Source organism: Arthrobacter sp. M71 S08 (genome assembly GCF_059089725.1).
Genome location: NZ_JBNHEY010000002.1, coordinates 158,622 through 176,935, shown reverse-complemented (window position 1 = coordinate 176,935; position 18,314 = coordinate 158,622). Strand labels below are relative to the sequence as shown.

20 protein-coding genes and 1 tRNA gene are annotated in these 18,314 nt (G+C 63.7%); 10 read left to right on the top strand and 11 right to left on the bottom strand.

The features are described from left to right. Positions 1-103 precede the first annotated feature (103 nt). The 9 genes from AC5RTB_RS04700 (at position 104) to AC5RTB_RS04660 (ending at position 7,978) form a co-directional block, all read left to right on the top strand. The gene (locus AC5RTB_RS04700) at positions 104-1,168 is read left to right on the top strand and encodes a M4 family metallopeptidase (RefSeq protein WP_494059925.1); all 1,065 of its coding nucleotides are present in this window, start codon (positions 104-106) and stop codon (positions 1,166-1,168) included. Then, positions 1,165-1,461 (top strand): protealysin inhibitor emfourin, encoded by a 297-nt coding sequence (locus tag AC5RTB_RS04695; protein ID WP_494059924.1) that lies wholly within the window; start codon positions 1,165-1,167, stop codon positions 1,459-1,461. Before AC5RTB_RS04700 ends, AC5RTB_RS04695 begins: the two co-directional genes overlap by 4 nt. A 90-nt stretch (positions 1,462-1,551) precedes the next feature. Beyond that, a tRNA-Gly gene (locus AC5RTB_RS04690) sits at positions 1,552-1,622 on the top strand. Between the two features lie 138 nt (positions 1,623-1,760). After that, on the top strand, positions 1,761-2,189 hold the full coding sequence (gene panD, locus AC5RTB_RS04685) for an aspartate 1-decarboxylase (RefSeq protein WP_494059923.1): 429 nt from the start codon (positions 1,761-1,763) through the stop codon (positions 2,187-2,189). A 220-nt stretch (positions 2,190-2,409) separates the two neighbouring features. Beyond that, positions 2,410-3,735 (top strand): extracellular solute-binding protein, encoded by a 1,326-nt coding sequence (locus AC5RTB_RS04680; protein ID WP_494059922.1) that lies wholly within the window; start codon positions 2,410-2,412, stop codon positions 3,733-3,735. A gap of 29 nt (positions 3,736-3,764) precedes the next feature. After that, on the top strand, positions 3,765-4,694 hold the full coding sequence (locus AC5RTB_RS04675) for a carbohydrate ABC transporter permease (protein WP_494060401.1): 930 nt from the start codon (positions 3,765-3,767) through the stop codon (positions 4,692-4,694). Beyond that, complete coding sequence (locus AC5RTB_RS04670) at positions 4,691-5,536, top strand: carbohydrate ABC transporter permease (RefSeq protein WP_494059921.1); 846 nt, start codon at positions 4,691-4,693, stop codon at positions 5,534-5,536. Before AC5RTB_RS04675 ends, AC5RTB_RS04670 begins: the two co-directional genes overlap by 4 nt. 25 nt (positions 5,537-5,561) lie before the next feature. Continuing rightward, a complete protein-coding gene (locus AC5RTB_RS04665) occupies positions 5,562-6,902 on the top strand; it encodes an ABC transporter ATP-binding protein (RefSeq protein WP_494059920.1) in 1,341 nt (446 codons plus the stop codon). Between the two features lie 92 nt (positions 6,903-6,994). Continuing rightward, entirely contained in the window at positions 6,995-7,978 is a 984-nt protein-coding gene (locus AC5RTB_RS04660; protein WP_494059919.1) for a hypothetical protein, read from the top strand. Between the two features lie 6 nt (positions 7,979-7,984). On the opposite strand, the gene AC5RTB_RS04655 is transcribed toward AC5RTB_RS04660, so the two are convergent. The 10 genes from AC5RTB_RS04655 to AC5RTB_RS04610 all read right to left on the bottom strand — a co-directional run bounded on the left by AC5RTB_RS04655 (position 7,985) and on the right by AC5RTB_RS04610 (position 16,489). Continuing rightward, positions 7,985-9,994: an NHL domain-containing thioredoxin family protein gene (locus AC5RTB_RS04655; RefSeq protein ID WP_494059918.1), complete on the bottom strand. Its 2,010-nt coding sequence runs from the start codon at positions 9,992-9,994 to the stop codon at positions 7,985-7,987. Continuing rightward, entirely contained in the window at positions 9,991-12,147 is a 2,157-nt protein-coding gene (locus tag AC5RTB_RS04650; RefSeq protein ID WP_494059917.1) for a bifunctional copper resistance protein CopD/cytochrome c oxidase assembly protein, read from the bottom strand. Before AC5RTB_RS04650 ends, AC5RTB_RS04655 begins: the two co-directional genes overlap by 4 nt. A 122-nt stretch (positions 12,148-12,269) precedes the next feature. Then, positions 12,270-12,560: an HU family DNA-binding protein gene (locus tag AC5RTB_RS04645; RefSeq protein ID WP_056544463.1), complete on the bottom strand. Its 291-nt coding sequence runs from the start codon at positions 12,558-12,560 to the stop codon at positions 12,270-12,272. Positions 12,561-12,815: 255 nt separating this feature from the next. Then, positions 12,816-13,121, bottom strand: coding sequence for a 30S ribosomal protein S14 (rpsN, locus tag AC5RTB_RS04640; RefSeq protein WP_309072093.1), 306 nt, complete (start codon positions 13,119-13,121; stop codon positions 12,816-12,818). A 2-nt stretch (positions 13,122-13,123) separates the two neighbouring features. Next, positions 13,124-13,291, bottom strand: a complete 168-nt coding sequence (gene rpmG, locus AC5RTB_RS04635) for a 50S ribosomal protein L33 (RefSeq protein WP_019481734.1) — start codon at positions 13,289-13,291, stop codon at positions 13,124-13,126. Continuing rightward, entirely contained in the window at positions 13,291-13,527 is a 237-nt protein-coding gene (gene rpmB / locus AC5RTB_RS04630; RefSeq protein ID WP_026545364.1) for a 50S ribosomal protein L28, read from the bottom strand. The genes rpmG and rpmB overlap by 1 nt, the downstream gene beginning before the upstream one ends. A gap of 251 nt (positions 13,528-13,778) precedes the next feature. Then, on the bottom strand, positions 13,779-14,915 hold the full coding sequence (locus AC5RTB_RS04625; protein WP_494059916.1) for a glucose-1-phosphate adenylyltransferase family protein: 1,137 nt from the start codon (positions 14,913-14,915) through the stop codon (positions 13,779-13,781). Then, positions 14,912-15,409 carry a MarR family winged helix-turn-helix transcriptional regulator gene (locus AC5RTB_RS04620; protein ID WP_494059915.1) on the bottom strand — a complete coding sequence of 166 codons (498 nt, stop codon included), beginning with the start codon at positions 15,407-15,409 and terminating at the stop codon, positions 14,912-14,914. The genes AC5RTB_RS04625 and AC5RTB_RS04620 overlap by 4 nt, the downstream gene beginning before the upstream one ends. Before the next feature lie 28 nt (positions 15,410-15,437). Beyond that, positions 15,438-16,247 carry an SGNH/GDSL hydrolase family protein gene (locus tag AC5RTB_RS04615; RefSeq protein ID WP_494059914.1) on the bottom strand — a complete coding sequence of 270 codons (810 nt, stop codon included), beginning with the start codon at positions 16,245-16,247 and terminating at the stop codon, positions 15,438-15,440. Between the two features lie 5 nt (positions 16,248-16,252). Continuing rightward, the gene (locus AC5RTB_RS04610) at positions 16,253-16,489 is read right to left on the bottom strand and encodes a hypothetical protein (RefSeq protein WP_494059913.1); all 237 of its coding nucleotides are present in this window, start codon (positions 16,487-16,489) and stop codon (positions 16,253-16,255) included. Positions 16,490-16,600: 111 nt separating this feature from the next. On the opposite strand from AC5RTB_RS04610, the gene AC5RTB_RS04605 reads away from it, so the two are divergent. Further along, positions 16,601-17,599: a diacylglycerol/lipid kinase family protein gene (locus AC5RTB_RS04605; RefSeq protein ID WP_494059912.1), complete on the top strand. Its 999-nt coding sequence runs from the start codon at positions 16,601-16,603 to the stop codon at positions 17,597-17,599. Between the two features lie 3 nt (positions 17,600-17,602). Here AC5RTB_RS04605 and AC5RTB_RS04600 read toward each other — a convergent pair whose 3' ends face one another. Continuing rightward, positions 17,603-18,250: a M23 family metallopeptidase gene (locus AC5RTB_RS04600; RefSeq protein ID WP_494059911.1), complete on the bottom strand. Its 648-nt coding sequence runs from the start codon at positions 18,248-18,250 to the stop codon at positions 17,603-17,605. Between the last annotated feature and the right edge of the window lie 64 nt (positions 18,251-18,314).

Here is an 18,314-nt window from a genome sequence, read left to right as displayed (position 1 = left end):
CTTCACCGCTCCCTCCGTCCGTCGGCCCATGTCAGAGCGTTCTGGCAATTCATTGGAGAGTGTCAGAGATGGCCAGTAGGTTTGAAGGAACCAAGGAGGCAGCTTGAACCCACGCGCAGATGCACCCATCCACTGCGGCATTGTTCCGCCCTATCTGTTGGCCCGGCTGGCCAGTCTGGAGGACCCGGCACACCGGAGCGCTGCTGCTGCCGCCCGGCGGGCGCTGGTGGAGCTGGACCCGATCCATAGCACGCGGGCAACCGCTCCCCGGGATACGTCGCGCGGGGCCGGCACCGCCGTCGTGCTGGCTCTTCGCAGGACAATTTCCGACGCTGGCTGCTCTGATTCCCTGCCGGGAAAACCGGTCCGCCGCGAAGGCGATCCATCCACCGGTGACGTCGCGGTGGATGAAGCGTATGAAGGTCTCGGTGCGACATACTCGCTTTTCAACGAGGTGTACGGCAGGGCGTCCATTGACGACGCCGGCCTGCCGCTCGATGCCACGGTTCATTACGGCCAGAAATACGACAACGCATTCTGGGACGGCTTCCGGATGGTCTTCGGTGACGGCGACGGCGAAATCTTCGGGCGTTTCACCGCCTCGCTGACGGTGATCGGCCACGAACTTGCCCATGGATTCACCCAGTACTCCTCGAACCTGCGGTACCAGGGCCAGTCGGGGGCTCTCAACGAGTCCATCTCGGATGTGTTCGGTGTCCTCGTGGAACAGCGCGTGCGCAGTCAGACAACCGACGCCGCCAGCTGGCTGGTCGGTGAGGGCCTCTTCACGGACCAGGTGGAGGGGCGTGCCCTCCGCTCCCTGAAGGCGCCCGGAACCGCTTACGACGACGACGTCCTCGGCAAGGACCCTCAGCCCGGCACTATGGCGGATTATGTGGACACCACCTCTGACAACGGTGGTGTGCACATCAACTCGGGCATTCCCAATCACGCGTTCTACATCGCGGCGACGCGGTTGGGCGGCTACGCATGGGAAGGCGCGGGACAGATCTGGTATGACGCCGCGACCGGAGGCCGTATCCCTACCGATTGTGACTTTCCCCTGTTTGCGGACGTGACGATCGAGGCCGCGGAAGCCCGTTTCGGTGAAGGTTCGGTAGCGGCGAAAGCGGTCGACTACGCGTGGCGGGAGGTGGGCGTGCTGTGACGCGCATTGAGGTCTCGCGTTCTGGGGGCTTCGCCGGGATGACGCGGACGTGGAGTGTCGAGGTGAGCCCTGCAGAGGCTGAGGAGCGTTGGCTGCCCCTCCTCGAGGAGGCAGATCCCAGCGAGGCTCAGGGCGCGGAACGCGACCGCTACGTTTATCACATCGCGATTGGCTACCACGAGGTGACGGTTACCGAAAGCGCGGTGCAGGGCCCCTGGAAAGAACTGGTGGAACGGGTCAAGGACGCCTCATCCAGCGAGCCCGGGACCGGACCCGGCGAGGGCCCCTGCTGACGCCCGGGCTGCAGAGCTCCCCTCACTCGCACGCGTCGTGAAGGCAACGAGGAGATGTTGTAGTGTTTATGGAGCGGTTCAGTCCGCATTGCGGGCGTAGCTCAATGGTAGAGCGCTAGCTTCCCAAGCTCGATACGCGGGTTCGATTCCCGTCGCCCGCTCCGCTTCGGTTCCGTTCAGCCCGTCGGGCGCGGACCGAACTCCGGCCTTGGCGACGAACCTTCGGTCTAAGCGGCAATACCGCGAGGGTGCGCAACGCCACATGGCAGGCCTGGCGGCGCCAGCGTAGACTTGACGCGATGAATCGCACAATGTTCAAGTCCAAGATCCACCGCGCTACGGTGACGCACGCGGACCTTCACTACGTGGGTTCCGTGACTGTTGACCTGGACCTCCTGGACGCCGCAGACATCCTGCCCGGTGAAATGGTGTCCGTCGTGGACGTCACGAATGGCGCGCGGCTGGAAACCTACACCATTGCCGGTGAGCGTGGTTCCGGTGTCCTCGGAATCAACGGTCCGGCAGCGCATCTGGTGCATGAGGGTGACACAGTCATTCTCATCACCTACGCGGCGATGACCACGGAAGAAGCGCACTCCTATGTGCCCACCATCGTGCACGTCAACGCTGACAATCGGATCATCGAGCTGGGAACTGACCCGGCCGAAGGTCTGACGGAAGGCCTCCAGCGTCCCCCGTTCGCGTTGAACAACGCCGCGCTCCTTTGACTCGCGCTCACTGAACAAACTTTCAGATGGCCCCGCTACTTCTGCGGGGCCGTCTTTGTGTCTCGAATTGCCCCGGTCGAGGCGCAACCGCACGGCGATTTTCCTAGCGCAAATTACTCCCAAGGCTTAGGGTCAAGAAGACAAGGTTGCTCTGGCCCCCTCGACTGCAATCAGTGTCCGGGCCGGAGCCGCTTACGCTCGATGTGGAGGCGGGGTACGTATGCAGGGAATTCGCAGGACCAACCAGCACCAAAAGCGGATTCGGAAGCATCCCGGTGCAACAGCCGTTGCCTCCCTGGGCCTTGCTTCCCTCCTCCTCAGCGGATGCGGACCGGCAGACTCCGGCACCCCCACGCTCACGTGGTACATCAACCCCGACGCCGGCGGGCAGGCAGCCCTTGCGCAGCGCTGCACCGAGGAGGCAGGCGGCGAGTACCGGATCGAAACCTCGCTTCTCCCCAATGATGCGGCAGCGCAGCGCGAGCAGCTCGCCCGCCGGCTGGCGGCGAATGACGCTTCCCTGGACATCATGAGCATCGACCCGCCCTTCGTCCCCGAACTGGCCACCTTCCTCGCGCCGGTCCCTGAAGAAATCGCCCAGAGCACCACCGAGAACACTCTCGAAGGCGCCTTGCAGGGTGCAATGTACGAGGACGAGTTGGTTACCGTCCCGTTCTGGGCCAACACGCAGATTCTCTGGTACCGCGAGTCGGTTGCGGAAGAAGCCGGGCTCGACATGTCGCAGCCGGTCACCTGGGATCAACTAATGGAAGTGGCAGCAGCCCAGGACGTCGAATTGGGAGTTCAAGGCTCTCAGGCGGAATCGATGACGGTCTGGATCAATTCCCTGGTTGAGTCAGCCGGCGGCACCATCCTGGAGAACCCGGAGGCGCCCTCCAATGAGATTGAGCTCGGCCTGGTCAGTGAGGCAGGACGTGAGGCCGCGCGGATCATCGGGGCCATCGGCGAGCAGGGACTCGGTGGAGCCGGACTGGCGACGTCCACGGAAGCTACCTCCCTTACCGAGTTCCAGGGTGATAAAGGCTCTTTCATGGTGAACTATCCGTTTGTCTGGCCGGCAACCCAGGGCGCTGTCGAGGGAGGCTCCCTCGATCAATCCCTCCTCGATGACATTGGCTGGGCACTCTACCCCCGGGTTTTCGAAGACCAGGAAACTGCGCCCCCTCTTGGCGGCATCAACCTCGGTGTCGGCTCAAGCAGCGAAAACCCCGAGCTTGCGTATCAGGCGATCGAATGCATCGTGCAGCCGGAGAATCAGACCGAGTACTTCCTGACCAACGGCAACCCGCCATCGAATTCGGAAGCCTACGAGGATCCGCGGATTGAGGAGCAGTTCCCCATGGCGGATACCATCCGTGAATCCCTGGAGAATGCAGCACCGCGCCCGCAGACTCCGTTCTACAACGAAATTTCGAGCGGCTTGCAGCAAACATGGACCCCGCCGGACGAGGTGTCGCCGGAAACCACGCCGGAGCAATCCGCTGACTTCATCACCGCTGTGCTGCGAGGGGAGAGGTTGTTGTGACCAGCGCTATCACCAAAAACCCGGAGGCCATGAAGACCAACGGGCGCAACAATGATTACAGTGACAGGGCGAAGGCTGAGCGTCGGCTCGGCTGGATGCTCGCGGGACCCGCCTTCATCATCATGCTCGCGGTCACCCTCTATCCCATCATCCAGGCGTTTTTCGATTCCCTCTTCGCCTTCCGGCTGACGGCACCGGACGAGCGTCAGTTCATCCTCTTCCAGAATTACATGACCGTGCTCAGCGACCCGGTCTGGTGGCGCGACCTCCTCGTGACTCTCCTGATTACCGTCGTAACGGTCGCCGTTGAACTGGTCCTCGGTTTCGCTCTCGCGCTGGTGATGCATCGGGCGCTCAAAGCCGTTCGGGGCTGGCTACGCACGGCCATCCTGGTGCCCTACGGCATCATTACCGTGGTCTCGGCGTACGCCTGGTTCTACGCGTTCGACATCAGTTCCGGTTACGTCAATTCGTGGTTCAACTGGGTGCCGGGGATCGATCAGGACCTGAACTGGTTCGCGCAGGCGAGCACGGCGCTGCCAGTCATCATGGCTTCGGAAATCTGGAAGACCACTCCGTTCATCTCGCTCCTTCTCCTTGCCGGACTGGCGCAGGTTCCGGACGAACTGACGGAAGCCGCCAAGGTCGACGGAGCTACCTGGTGGGAACAGATGCGCAAGGTCATCATCCCGAACATGAAGGCGGCCATCATGGTTGCGGTCCTGTTCCGGGCATTGGACGCCTTCCGGATCTTCGACAACGTCTTCATCATGACCAATGGGCAGTACGGCACGGAAGTGCTCTCACTCCTCGCCTATCGAACGTCCATCAGCAGACTGGAGATCGGCCTCGGGTCCGCGGTTTCGGTTCTCCTCTTCGCGTGTGTCCTTTTGATCAGCTTCATAGCGATCAAGGTGTTCAAGGTTGACCTCGCCGGATCAACAGGAGGAAAGCGATGAAGTCGAGTGGCCGCGAGAAAATCGTCTGGACGATCATCGGGATCTTCGTCCTCGTATATGCGCTGTTTCCGGTTGCGTCCATCCTCGCCACCTCATTCAAGACTCCGGGAGACCTGACCAGCGGAAGTTTCCTGCCCTCCCCCGGCCTGGCGACGCTCGCTAATTATGAGCAGATCCTTGTCGGTGACGCGCAGGGTCTGTTCCTCTCCGCCCTGTGGAACTCGATCGGAATCTCCCTGATAGCGACCTTCATCGCGGTCATACTTGCCACGCTGTGCGCCTACGCTATCGCCAGACTCGACTTTCCCGGCAAGAAAGTCATCCTGACGACGGCGCTGGCAGTGTCGATCTTCCCGGTCATCTCGATCGTGACCCCGCTGTTCAACCTGTGGCGGAACATCGGTCTGTATGACACCTGGCTTGGCCTCATCATCCCGTACCTGTCGCTCACCCTCCCTATTTCGATCTGGACACTGGCGGCGTTCTTCCGTCAGATCCCCTGGGAGCTCGAGCAGGCCGCGCAGGTGGACGGCGCCACAACCTGGCAGGCGTTCCGCAAGGCAATCGTGCCGCTGGCTGCACCCGGTGTATTCACGACGGCGATCATCGCCTTCTTCATCGCGTGGAACGACTTCGTGTACGGCATCTCGCTGACGTCGACGGAAGCGGCGCGGCCTGTACCCGCGGCACTTGCGTTCTTCACCGGGGCTTCACAGTTCGAGTCCCCCACCGGCGCCATCTCGGCGGCGGCAATCATTGTGACCATTCCGGTTGTGCTGCTGGTGTTGCTGTTCCAGCGGCAGATCGTTTCAGGCCTGACCCAAGGCGCAGTCAAGGGTTGAGAACCGAAAGAAGAGGATCCAGAACATGGCTTCTATAACGCTGAAGAACCTCGTCAAAAAGTATGGGGACGGGTTCCCCGCCGTCAACGACATCAGCATCGATATCGAGGATGGCGAGTTCATCATCCTGGTGGGACCCTCAGGCTGCGGCAAGTCGACTCTGCTGCGCATGATCGTAGGGCTCGAGGACATTACGTCCGGCGATCTCTATATCAATGAAGAGCGTGTGAACTCGAAGGCACCGCGCGACAGGAACCTCGCAATGGTGTTCCAGAACTACGCGCTCTATCCGCACCTGACCGTGTTCGAGAACATTGCCTTCCCGCTGCGCCTCGCCAAGGGCAAGCACAGCGAGGAGGAGGTGCAGCGCCTGGTGACGGGGGCGGCCGCGACCCTGGAGCTGACCGACCACCTGCAGCGTAAGCCGGCGAATCTTTCGGGTGGCCAGCGGCAGCGGGTTGCCATGGGCCGGGCGATCGTCCGCCAGGCTGACGCATTCCTGTTCGATGAGCCGCTATCGAACCTTGATGCGAAGCTGCGCGGACAGATGCGCTCGGAAATCTCCCAAATGCAGCGGCGCCTCGGAACCACCTCTGTTTACGTCACGCACGACCAGACAGAAGCCATGACTCTCGGTGACCGGGTGGCGGTTCTGAAGAAGGGCGAACTGCAGCAGATCGCCTCGCCCCGGGAGCTCTACGAGCAGCCTGTGAACCTTTTCGTTGCAGGCTTCATCGGCTCCCCGTCGATGAACTTCCTGCCGGCGACCATCGAAAACGGAAAGCTTCAGACATCCCTTGGGGCGCTCGACGTACCCGCTGACAAAGCTGCGAAGGCGGCGGGCCGGAAGGTCGTCCTCGTGGGTGTACGCCCGGAGTTCTTCGAAGACGCCAAGCTGGTCGATGATGCCAAGAAGCCGCACGGCTCAACGTTCAGGGCCACGCTGACCCACACCGAGTGGCTCGGAAACGAACAGTACGGCTACATCAACTTCGATCCGGCCCCGGAGGTGCGCGAGCTTCTCAACAACCTCGCCCGGGATATGGACGCCGATGAGTTGCGGCCCCAGGTTGTGGTCACACTTGACGCGGCGAGCCGCATCCGCGGCGGGCGCGAGTCAGAAATCTGGGTGGATACCCGGAAGCTTCATTTGTTCGACCCGGAGACCGGCGAGAACCTTACCCGCGATGCCGAGGCCGGAGCAGCCCTCACTGCCGAGGCCAACGAGGAGCGCGCTGAGGAGCTCGCCAGCGCGCATGAGGCCGATCGCGCAATGAACGGGAACGGCGACCGCGGCGGCGACCATGAAAGGGTAAGCGGCAGGCACAGCGACGGCGGCGGAGGTAGCCACGCCGCCACTCGCTGACGGCGGCTGGGACCAACGCGTACATGTCGGAACGCTTCGGTAGCGCCGCCGTCGTTGGCAGGTCTGGGAGCACCATTGGGTAACGTAAGAGAGTGCATTCGTCCCGCCTGATCCGAGTCCTCGCCGCCTGGCTGCTTGGACTCATGCTCGCGGTCGTGGCGGCAATTGCAACGGTGATGCTGGTCAACACGCACGTATTCGGTCCTCACGAGCAGGTGGAAGGCTACCTTGAAGCGCTTCGCCAGGGCGAGGGAGAAAGGGCGCTGGGGCTGCTGAACGCCACTGTTCCGGACGCCAATGCCGCGCTCCTCGACGGCCCCGCCCTGCAGCGTGCAGCGCAGGGCGTGGAAAACGTCTCGGTCGGTTCGCCGGAGCCGTCGGGCGAGAACCGGGTGGAGGTGGGCGTCACGTACACCATCGACGAATCCGAGCACGCAACGGCGTTCTTACTGGAAAAGACGGGGACGGAGTGGTTTTTCTTCAACCGGTGGGAGTTTGTTCCCTCGACCCTTCCCACGCTTGAGGTGTCGGTGATCAATCAGAGAGAAGCGACGCTGAACGGCACCCGGGTGCTCATGCCCGAAGGACGCAACCAGTTCGCCGTTTTCTACCCCGCGGAGGTTGAGGCCCACTACACGAGCGAGTACTTTGCCGCGCCCGCCCAGACTGTTGCCATCACGGACCGTCAGCAGGCTCCGGCCAGCCTGAACCTTGCCACCGCCGCAACTCCGGCCCTGACTGAAGCTGTCACCGCGCAACTGAAGACGTTCCTCGACTCGTGCGCCGAGCAGAAGGTGTTTCAGCCGGCCAACTGCCCGTTCGGCTTCGAGACCGGCAGTCGGGTGGCGGGCCCGATCACCTGGTCCATCACGGAGTACCCGGACGTCCGCATAGAACCGTTCAACGGCGACTGGGTGATTTCCCCGCTCACCGGCACCGTCCTGCTGGAAACCGAGCTTCAGGACCTGTTCACGGGCATCATCGAACCGGTCAGCGTCCCACAGGAGTTCGGGTTCACCGCCCGCCTCGCCGTCACCGACGAGGGCATCTCGGTGACCCCCGTGGTGGAGTACTAAGCCCGGTTAGTCGAGGCCGCGCAGGTCGAGCGTCAGTTCCGTTTCGCCGTCGGCATTGAGGGTCACCGGGATGCCCCAGTCCTGCTGGTACAGGTGGCACGCGGCATGGTCCGGGATCTCTCCGCCGGGCTCACCGTCACAGGCGGCAGCGCGCGCCGTGATGTGCAGGACGCCTTCAGCCACTTCATCCGACAGTACGAGCTGCCTCTGAAGGCCGACGCCGGTGCCTGCACCCGATACCAGGAGGGACTCCGGCGAGGAGGAGATCTTGAGCTGCGTCGGGTCACCCCACCGGTCGTCCAGCTTCTGGCCCTTGGGCGCGCTGAACCGCACCGTTACACCAAACTCCCCGGCCGCTACGGCGGTCTTGGGGCGCTGCGTCTGGGACGCGCCCTCATCCACCGCCAGCGCGTGCTTGGGGATCGGGACCCGCACCAGCTGGTGCTTGTTCGATTCGACGACGACGAGCAACGGTTCGCCGCCGGACTCCACAGGCGCCTGATCAACGAGCACGTCGGACGGCTCAGCGAGACCGCGGATAAGGGTGGAAACCTGCCGTGTGGCCGGGTCATACCGGCGGACGGCGCCGTTGTAGGTGTCCGCGATAGCGAGCGATCCGTCCGGCAGGGCCGTGACGCCGAGCGGGTGCTGGAGGCGTGACTGTTCGGCGTCTCCGTCGCGGAACCCGAAATCGAATAAACCGGTGCCGATCGCTGACTGGACCTGTGTGCGGCTCCTGCCGTTGACGGTGATGAAGCTCAGCACGCGCAGCGCGGAGGTTTCCGAGTCCGCGACCCAGATGTTGCCGCGTGCGTCCTCGGTCAACCCCGAGGATTGGGCGAACCAGGCGGCGGTGGCATCGCCGTCGAGCAGTCCTTCCAACCCCGTACCTGCCAGGATGTCCACGGCGCCGGTCACCGGGTCAAAGGTGAAGATCTGGTGAGTTCCGGCCATGGCCACGACAACCCGCTCGAGGGTGCTGGACCAGATGACGTCCCACGGAGAGGAGAGGGAGATATTGAGTGCATCCGTACCGAGGAAGGTGTCTTCCAGTCGCGGCGCGGCATCCTCCGGGATATCCTCAGGGTCGCCGCCGAGGTCGTGGGAGACCTCCTGAAGCTCAACCGGCCGGGCCTTGACCTGATCGCCGGCATCGAGCAGCCTTTGGACGCCGTTGCCGGCAACGGTGCTGACCATCCCGCTCTCCAGCGACACCGCCCGCAGGCGGTGGTTGACTGTGTCGGCAACGACGACGTCGTACCCCGCCCGGCGGGCGATCGCGGGCGAAAGGAGCGTCAGACCCTGTGGCTCATTGAACTGGGCTTCGTCGGGGCCGCCGTCCGCGAAACCGCGCGTGCCCGTCCCGATGGTGCGCCGCACCGTCTCAAGGTCCGATTCCAGCTCCACCAGCCGGTGGTGGCCGCTGTCGCCCACGAGGAACGTGTTGGTGGCAGGCAGGGCGAGCACTTTGCCAGGAAAGCGAAGGTTGCCCGCGGTGGGCTCCGCCGGCACGTAGGGACCGTCTCCGCGGTGCAGTGTGCCCTTCGCTTCGTGTTCGGCGACCAGTTCCTCGACCAGGGATTCCAGTCCGGCGGCATGGCCCTCACCGGACAGGTGGGCCACGATGTAGCCCTCCGGATCGATGACCACGAGAGTGGGCCACGCCCGCGCGGTGTACGCCTGCCAGGTGTCCAGCTCCGGGTCGTCCAGGACCGGATGGTGAATCTCGTACCGCTCCACCGCTGCGGCGAGAGCAACGGGATCAGCCTCATGCTCGAACTTCGGCGAGTGGACACCCACCGTGACGAATACGTCGGAGTATTTCGCTTCGAGCGGGCGGAGCTCGTCGAGGACGTGCAGGCAGTTGATGCAGCAGAAGGTCCAGAAATCCAGCAGGACAATCTTTCCGCGCAGATCCTCAAGCGTCAGCTGCCTGCCCCCGGTGTTTAGCCAGTTCCGCCCGACGAGTTCAGAGGCGCGGACTCGGTAGCCGACGCGGAGCGAGGTTTCGGTCATTCAGGGTCTCCTGTTGGGGTTGTGCGCTGTCCTGCGGGAGTGTCATGTGGTGCGCGGGCCGCGGGAGTCCGGGTGCTGTCCCGTTCCGCCAGCGAGGCGAACATGTTGTTATAAGCCGAGAGCTCGGCGTCGTTATTCCGGTCCGCGGCCCGGTCCTTGCGCCGAGTCTCCCTCGCATCGCTGCGGGACCACATCACGGCGACGCCGATAGCGAGCAGAAGAGTCGGGATTTCCCCGATACCCCAGGTCACCGCCCCACCGATCTGCTGGTCTTCAAGGGCGGAGGGGCCCCACTCCCGCCCCATGTTTCCGAACCAGGACGCCTGCAGCAATGAGGTGCCCCCCGTCAGCGCGACGCCGAAGAACGCGTGGAAGGCCATGGTGGCAAAGAGGAGCAGCAATCGTAGCGGATACGGTGCGCGGCGCGGGATCGGGTCGGTGCCGATCATGGTCAGGACGAAGATGTACCCGGTGAGCAGGAAATGCAGGTTCATGAGCTCGTGGCCTACGTGCTCCCGCAGGGCGAAACCGAACAGGGGCGAGTAATAGAAGATCACGATGGATCCTACGAAGTTCGCGGCCGCAAACAGCGGGTGGGTAACCAGTGCCGAGAATTTCGAGTGGACGATCACGAGGATCCACTCCCGGATGCCGCGGCTGCCGTCCCTGCGGGGTGTAAGGGCCTTCAGTGCGAGGGTGACGGGTGCGCCTATCACCAGGAACAGCGGGACCACCATGGTCAGTGCCATGTGGTCGATCATGTGCGCACTGAACAGCACCATGCCGTACACGGCGGGAGCGCCGGATGTGAAGTACGTCAGTGCGATCAGCCCGATAAACCAGGAGATGGTTCGGAGCACGGGCCAGGAATCACCGCGGCGGCGCAGTTTCAGGACACCCAGGATGTAGGCGACCGCGACAGTGACGGTGAAGGCGATCCACAGCCAGTCCGGGCGCCACTCAGTGAGCCAGCGCATCGCCGTCGGCTCCGGAGGCAGCTCGTATCCGGTGAGGATGCGTGCGGGGGTGGCGTCGGGCTGGAGCTCCTCCGAGCGCGGCGGTGCTGTCCTTGCCAGCCCGACGGCGACACCGGACACTGCGCCCATGATGGCGAGTTCGACGGCAATAAGCTGCCAGAGCACGCGGCGCGCGGACATGTTGATGTCCAGCTGGGGAATAATCCACTGCCGGTGCATGAGGCCGATACCGCCGAGGAGGATCGTGGCGATTGCCTTGAAGGTCACCAGCAGGCCCCACTCGGAGCCCAGTTGCGAGAGGCTGCCGATGCGCAGGCTCGCGTTGATGATGCCGGAGAGAAAAACCAGCGCGAATGCGAAGCCTGCGAGTGCGGAGAAGCGCTTCAAAACTGCCGTGGTCTGTGTTCCCAGCTTCCCGCTGATCACCGCGAGCACAATGATCCCGCCCACCCAGAGGCAGACGCCTATCAGGTGCAGCAGGATGGAGCTGACCGCGGCATTGTGGTCATCGCCGCTCGCGGAGTGGCCGATCAGTGCCATCGGCAGCACGCCGCCGAGCGAGAGCACGAGTGTGAGGGCCAACCACATGCTGGAGCGGGCGCCGAAGGTCATGGTGGCCACGACGGCGGCGATCATCGTGGTGGACAGCCATGCCCGGCCGGTATCGAAGTCGGTGAGGTAGGAAGCCAGGCCCTGGGTGTAGGCGGGGTCACCGCTGAGCGGCAGGCCTGCAGCGTCGGAGTAGGTCAGTACAAGGACGGCGAGGGCGGCGAGGGTCCAGGCGACGGCGGCCCAGGACGCAAGCGCCATCACCCTTGAGAACGCGGGAGTCTCTTCCGCCTCCGAGTCGGCGGTGCCCGTGCCGGAGCGGCGGGATCCGTTGCGCGAACGGGCGTGCCGCGGCAGGATCACCACCGCGAAGACGAGAGAACCGATGACGGCGGCAACCGAGATGTTGTGGACCGCCTTGGACACGGGCAGGCCCCACCGGGTGAGGACGCCGGGGTCGCTCAGCTGGCGTGGCGCGGCTGCTCCGGAGAAGGCGAGGGCGAGGACCACCGCGACAAGGACGGTGATACCCGCGGCAATCAGCCAGCCCGGCCTGACCCGGGCCTGGCCGGTGGCACCCGCGCTGCCGGGCTTCGACTGGTTTGTTGTTGTGGCCACGCTCTCCATTGTCTACCCGCAGTAGAACAACGACCAACTAACGTGGCCTTCCGCACGGGCCTGCCCCGGTGCCCGGCTTAACAAAAACGGGGACTGCCACGCAGGTGGTGGCAGTCCCCGAATCAGCTGACCTACTTGACGGCAGCCTTGAGCTTGGAGCCGGCGGTGAGCTTGACGCTGCTGCCTGCTGCAATCTCGATGGTCTCGCCCGTCTGGGGGTTGCGGCCGGTGCGTGCTGCACGCTCGGTGCGCTCGACTGCCAGCCAGCCTGGGATGGTGACCTTGACGTCGTTCTTGGCGGAGGAAGCGAGAACGTCGAACAGGGCATCCAGCACGCTGTTCACGGCAGTCTGGCTGGTGTCAGCCTTTGCTGCTACCTCGGCCACCAGTTCGCTGCGGTTCTTGGTCTCTTTCTTAGCCAATGTGTGTCCTCCTGGACTTGTGCGGATTATTCAGAACCTCACCGTGCTGGCGAAGCTTCTGGAGGAAAACCTATCAGCTTCAACCGCAAAGTCCCGCAGATTGGCGCGTTTTTGCCCGGTATTTAGCGGAATTCAGCCCTATTTCCCAGCTGGAAGCGGCCCGGGTACGTACCGGTGGCATTAAAACGATCAGGACGGCGACCGCATGGTCACCGTCCTGATCTCAGTTCACTGAGGTGTCTCAGCCGCAGGCATCTACCAGCTGGACTTGGTCACGCCGGGCAGCTCGCCGCGGTGCGCCATCTCGCGGAAGCGAACGCGCGAGATACCGAACTTCTGGAGGGTGCCGCGGGGGCGCCCGTCGATCTGGTCGCGGTTACGCAGGCGAACCGGCGAAGCGTTGCGGGGCAGCTTCTGCAGGCCGAGGCGTGCAGCCTCACGAGCCTCATCCGTTGCGTTTTCATCAACAAGCGTCTTCTTGAGCTCGAGGCGCTTGGCCGCGTAGCGCTCAACAATGACCTTGCGCTGCTCGTTACGAGCAATCTTTGACTTCTTAGCCATGTTTAGCGCTCCTCTCGGAATTCGACGTGCTTGCGAATTTTGGGGTCATACTTCATCAGAACCATGCGGTCCGGGTCGTTCCGGCGGTTCTTGCGGGTCACGTAGGTGTACCCGGTGCCGGCCGTGGACTTCAGCTTGATGATCGGACGTACGTCTTTGTCCTTTGCCATTAGAGCTTCACTCCCCGAGCCTGGATCTCAGCGACGACGGCGTCGATACCGCGGACGTCGATGGTCTTGATGCCGCGGGCGGATACCTGCAGCGTTACGTTACGGCGCAGGGACGGAACCCAGTAGCGCTTCTTCTGAATGTTCGGGTCAAACCTGCGCTTGGTGCGCCGGTGCGAGTGCGAGATGCTGTGCCCGAAGCCCGGCTCGGCCCCAGTCACTTGGCAGTGAGCTGCCATGACGATCCTCCAAAGATTGAATGAAACAGGAAACAGCCAGTGCTACCTGCCATGGAATGCGTTCAGGGGCGTCACCGTGATGACGGCCGAAATGGCCGTCGGATGTTCGCGTTTTTTGCGCAACCTGAGCCCCTAACTACCGGACCTCGGACGAGAAGAAGTTCCGAGAACCGGAGCAATTGCGCACGCTCCGCCACCTGATGCCTTTCCATTCTAGGAGGCGGCCCGCTTTAAGACCAATCGCGGGGCGCTCAGCTGCCGCTCGACTCGTCAGGATGCGAGGCCTCACCGTTGGCGTCAACGACCGTGACAACGTCGGTTTCGCCGATCTCACCGGGACTGAGGTGGGCGCCGGTGTCCACGACCGCCCAACGCAGCACCGTACCTGCAGGGACGCGAACCCGGTCAAGCACCACTGAATGCTCGACGACGGCGCCCTCCTCCACCACTGCGTCAGGTCCTATCACGCTGTGCGTGACGGATCCTGCGATGCGGGCGCCCGGAGAGATAAGACTGGACCCGATCCGCGCAGTGTCCTCGATGAAGGCGGGCAGCCTGCGGGGACTGGCGCTGAGGATCGGCCATGCGGGATCGTCGAAAGCCAGGCCGTTCCCTGCCAGGAGGTCCATATGCGCGCGGTAATAGTTCTTCGGTGTGCCGAGGTCCAGCCAATAGGAATCGAGCCGGTGCTCTGCGACGGTGCAGTTTTCGACCAGGTACGGGATCAGTTGGTCCCCGTAATCCTCCAGCTCGCCCTCCTTTTCATGCAGTTCCTCAAGCGTGGCCAGCAGGACATCGGTGGAGTAGAGGAAAATCTCCGCCGCCACCACATCGGTGCGGGGTTTTTCGGGCTTGTATTCGAAAGCGGTCACCAGGCCGCCTTCCACCTCCACGACACCGTGTTGGGAGGCATCGCCGTCGAACTGTTTGGTCACCATGGTGAGTACCGCACCGGTGTCCTGATGGGTCTCGAGGACGTCGCGGTAGTCGAGCTGATAGAGGTGGTCGGCGCTGAGGACGAGGACCAGATCCGGATCGAACTGACGGATGAAGTCCGCCTGCCGGTACAGGCCGTCCGCGTTGCCTACCGCGAAGCCTTCGCCGTGCTCCCCTTGGAAAGGCGGCAACAGCCGCAGTCCGCCGTTGGTGCGGTCGAGGTCCCAGGGACGGCCGTTGGCCAGATGGTCATTGATCGATTTGGGCTGGTACTGCTCCACCACCCAGACATCCGAGATGTGGCTGTGGTGGAGGTTCGAGAGCGGGACATCGATAAGGCGGTACGTTCCGCCCACCGGCACAACGGGCTTGGCTTTCCTGTCTGTGAGCGCACCGAGCCGTCCGCCTGTACCTCCGGCCAGAATCAGCGCCAGCACGGACGGCTTGGTCACACCGAACCCGCCGGCTGCGACTGCTTCAGGATCCAGTGCCCGTCATCAAGCCGGGCCAGGATCTTCTTGCCCACCCGTTCAAGGTCGGCGATGTCCTGCTCATCGAGTCCCTGAAAAACCAGCTCCCGGACATGCTCCACATGCTCGACGGCGAGTGACTGGAGGTTGTCGAGGCCGTCCGGGGTAATGGAAGCGGTGGTGACCCGGAGGTCCCTGGTGCTCTGGCTCCGCTGTACCCACCCGCGGGTCTCCAGCTTGGTGACCACGTGACTCAACCGCGAGAGCGAAGCGTTTGACCGGCCGGCGAGCTCACTCATGGGAAGCGTCCGGTCCTCGGCCTCCGAGAGCATCGCGAGGACGTGGTAGTCAAACAGGGTGATCTTGGCACGCTTGTTCAGATTGGCGTCCAGCGTCCCCGGCAGCATCGTAGCTACTGCATAGAGGGCAAGCCACGCTTGTCTTTCGGCCGGATTCAACCACCGCGCGCCAGTCATGACGATCATTCTCGCAGACGACCGGCTCTCACGGGGACGTTGTCTGCTGTGTCCGGACCGGGTGGGTCAGTTCGGGGTACTTTGCGGTGAACGCGTCCCCGGATGACTGCCTGCGTAGCCGTCTGCCCACCCACGGTCCAAGGTAGTCGCGAGCCCACAGGGCATCTTTGCGAAGTTGCACAAGCCTCGATGCAGCCGGGCGGGCCTCAAGTTCGGGCAGTTCGATGCTGTGGGCGGACTTCAGGACTTCCAGAACCCGAACCGCCATGAGCGTATGCCCGGCAGCGGACATATGCATCCGGTCGACGTCCCAGTAGCCCCAGTTCTGGAACTCCCGCATCCGCCAGTAGTCGGCCAGCTCGGCATCGTGGCGGTCCGCGATTTCGCGGACGAGTTCGTTGTAGATGGCTGTGCGCCCGCGCGTCTTGCCGAAGACGGCCGATTTCGACGAGTCGAACCCGGTGAAGAGGACCACAGCAGCACCGCTGTTCCGCAGGCGGGCGATGCCGGCGTCGTACTCTGCGAGCAGCGCGTCCAGATCAATGGAGGGCCGCAGGATGTCGTTGGCTCCTGCGTAGATGGTTACCAGGGTCGGTTTCAGGGCAAGCGCCGCATCGACCTGTTCGGAGAGGATCTGCCGCATTTTCCGGCCTCGGATGGCCAGATTCGCGTAGCCCCAGGAAGGGTCGGCGAGGACCAGCTGCTCGGCGACGCGGTCAGCCCAGCCGCGCACCCCGTTGGGACTTTGCGGATCCCAATCCCCCACACCCTCGGTGAAGGAATCGCCAAGGGCGACATATCGATGGGCGAATTCAGTGCCCGGAGACTCAGTACCCAAGAGTGTCAGTCCTCCCCGTCGGAACCAGGGGTGGAGTCACCCTCGTTCCGCTGGTGCTCGGCGTCGTATTCGTGCTGGGTGTGATGCTCGGTCTCTGTGTACGAGCCGTTGAACCCAGTGGTGTCACCGGTCGGACGGGCCGTGGACGGGTTGGGGAACGTGGGAGATCCGCTCAGGGCGTTGCCCTCGGTGTCCTCTTCCGGCCCGTTGCCCTCGCCTGCGCTGGACTGGTCCTGTGTCATGGCTCCTCCTTCTGGTTTTGCCCACCCAGCATAGTCCCGTAAAACTCTCCGCACACCCGGCGAGGGCAGACGCTAAGCTCGATTACAACCACTCTCGTCAGGAGAATACGCATGGCTTCCTTGCCGGACACCGAGACTGAAACGCGGGCCGAAACGCAGTCGGAATCGCGGACAAAGCGCGCAGCCCTGATCCTCAACCCGGTCAAGCCAACCGACGAGGATATCCGCGCAATCGTCACGGAGCTGAGCCTCGAGAAGGGGTGGCAGGAACCCCTCTTCCTCGAGACCACCGAGGACGATCCGGGGCACGGCCAGGCGCAGGAGGCTCTCAGGGAAGGGGTCGACGTCGTCATCGCGGCAGGCGGTGACGGCACCGTACGGTGCGTGGCGGAGGAACTGGCAGGCACGACGACGGCACTCGGCCTGCTGCCGCTGGGCACAGGCAACCTGCTCGCGCGGAACCTCGATATCGACGTCGATGACCCCCGGGGAGCCGTCGAAGCGGCGCTCGGTGGCACCGAACGGTTCATCGACGTGGTGCATGTGAACGTGGACCGGGCGCAGGACGCGCATGTTTTCCTGGTGATGGCCGGGCTTGGCTTCGACGCTTCGGTGATGGCTGACACGCGCGACGACCTCAAGGACAAGGTGGGCTGGCTTGCATACGTCGACGCCGGCATCCGGAACCTCCCGGGCAAGCCCTCCAAGGTTCATATTTCGATCGACGGCGGCAAGCGGGTCACCCGCCGCCTGCGCAGCGTCATGGGCGGCAACTGCGGAAAGATAATGGGCGGCCTGGAGATCTTCCCGGGCGCCAAGCTCAACGACGGACTGCTGGACATCATGACCATCGCGCCGCGCGGCAAGCTCGGGTGGTTCGCTGTCGTCGGCAAGCTCCTGGCGCGGGGCAAGGGCAAGGACCCATCGGTGGAGTATTACCAATGCAAGGCCGCTGAGGTGGAGTCTGACACTCCGCTGGAGATCGAGCTCGACGGCGACCCCCTCGGCAAGGGCACTCACATGTCCTTCCGGGTTGAGCCGAATTCGCTGAAGCTGCGGATGCCGTACGGCAAGAAGGACCCGGCGATCCTCACGAACCCCGTGCCGTAGGCGCTAGAGGCGGCCGCTCGGGTCGACTGTCTTCCCATCGACGAGCACTTCGAAATGCAGATGGCAGCCGGTGGAGTTGCCAGTAGTGCCAACTGCGCCGATAGCGTCTGCGCGGTCAATTTTCTCACCAACGGTGACGCCCAATGAGGCGAGGTGGTTGTAGGTGGTCTGCAGTCCCCCGCCGTGGTCGATCACAATGCGCTGGCCCCCGCCATAGGGGTGCCACCCGGACTCGGTCACGGTGCCTGAGTCGGCGGCGAGTACCGGCGTGCCGCAGGCGCCGGCGAAGTCCGTACCTGTGTGCATTTCCTCGCCGTACCCGGTCATCGGGTTGACCCGGTTGCCGTAAGGGGAAGCCACCGAAACTTCGCTCACCGGTGCACCGAGCGATGGCTCCTCGGCAGGCTTTTCTACCGGCTTCTTGGGCGCTTCGGCGTTCGCGACAGTGATTTCGCCCGCGGACAGCGTCGAAACTTTGCTCTCCTCAGCCGGTACGTCACTTGCGGACGACGGTGCAACCGGTTCGCGGCTGAAATCCACCGCGACATCCTCAGGCGCAGTGACGCTCTGCGTCTCGCTCACCCTCATCAGCCCTGCTTCGGTGAGCGCCGGCGGCCCTGCCAGCGTCAATGCAAACGCTGACGCAGCCAAGGCTCCACCAGCGCAAAGGAATACGCGGACGCGACGCTGGGAGCGTTCATGAAGGCGCGCGTCC

Bases quoted from the DNA above. Each gene is read 5' to 3' on its own strand.
- AC5RTB_RS04620 (WP_494059915.1), bottom strand. From the start codon at position 15,409: ATGACTGGCGCGCGGTGGTTGAATCCGGCCGAAAGACAAGCGTGGCTT.
- AC5RTB_RS04665 (WP_494059920.1), top strand. From the start codon at position 5,562: ATGGCTTCTATAACGCTGAAGAACCTCGTCAAAAAGTATGGGGACGGG.
- AC5RTB_RS04650 (WP_494059917.1), bottom strand. From the start codon at position 12,147: ATGGAGAGCGTGGCCACAACAACAAACCAGTCGAAGCCCGGCAGCGCG.
- AC5RTB_RS04610 (WP_494059913.1), bottom strand. From the start codon at position 16,489: ATGACACAGGACCAGTCCAGCGCAGGCGAGGGCAACGGGCCGGAAGAG.
- rpmB (WP_026545364.1), bottom strand. From the start codon at position 13,527: ATGGCAGCTCACTGCCAAGTGACTGGGGCCGAGCCGGGCTTCGGGCAC.
- AC5RTB_RS04675 (WP_494060401.1), top strand. From the start codon at position 3,765: ATGAAGACCAACGGGCGCAACAATGATTACAGTGACAGGGCGAAGGCT.
- AC5RTB_RS04655 (WP_494059918.1), bottom strand. From the start codon at position 9,994: ATGACCGAAACCTCGCTCCGCGTCGGCTACCGAGTCCGCGCCTCTGAA.
- AC5RTB_RS04680 (WP_494059922.1), top strand. From the start codon at position 2,410: ATGCAGGGAATTCGCAGGACCAACCAGCACCAAAAGCGGATTCGGAAG.
- AC5RTB_RS04670 (WP_494059921.1), top strand. From the start codon at position 4,691: ATGAAGTCGAGTGGCCGCGAGAAAATCGTCTGGACGATCATCGGGATC.
- rpsN (WP_309072093.1), bottom strand. From the start codon at position 13,121: ATGGCTAAGAAGTCAAAGATTGCTCGTAACGAGCAGCGCAAGGTCATT.
- panD (WP_494059923.1), top strand. From the start codon at position 1,761: ATGAATCGCACAATGTTCAAGTCCAAGATCCACCGCGCTACGGTGACG.
- AC5RTB_RS04605 (WP_494059912.1), top strand. From the start codon at position 16,601: ATGGCTTCCTTGCCGGACACCGAGACTGAAACGCGGGCCGAAACGCAG.
- rpmG (WP_019481734.1), bottom strand. From the start codon at position 13,291: ATGGCAAAGGACAAAGACGTACGTCCGATCATCAAGCTGAAGTCCACG.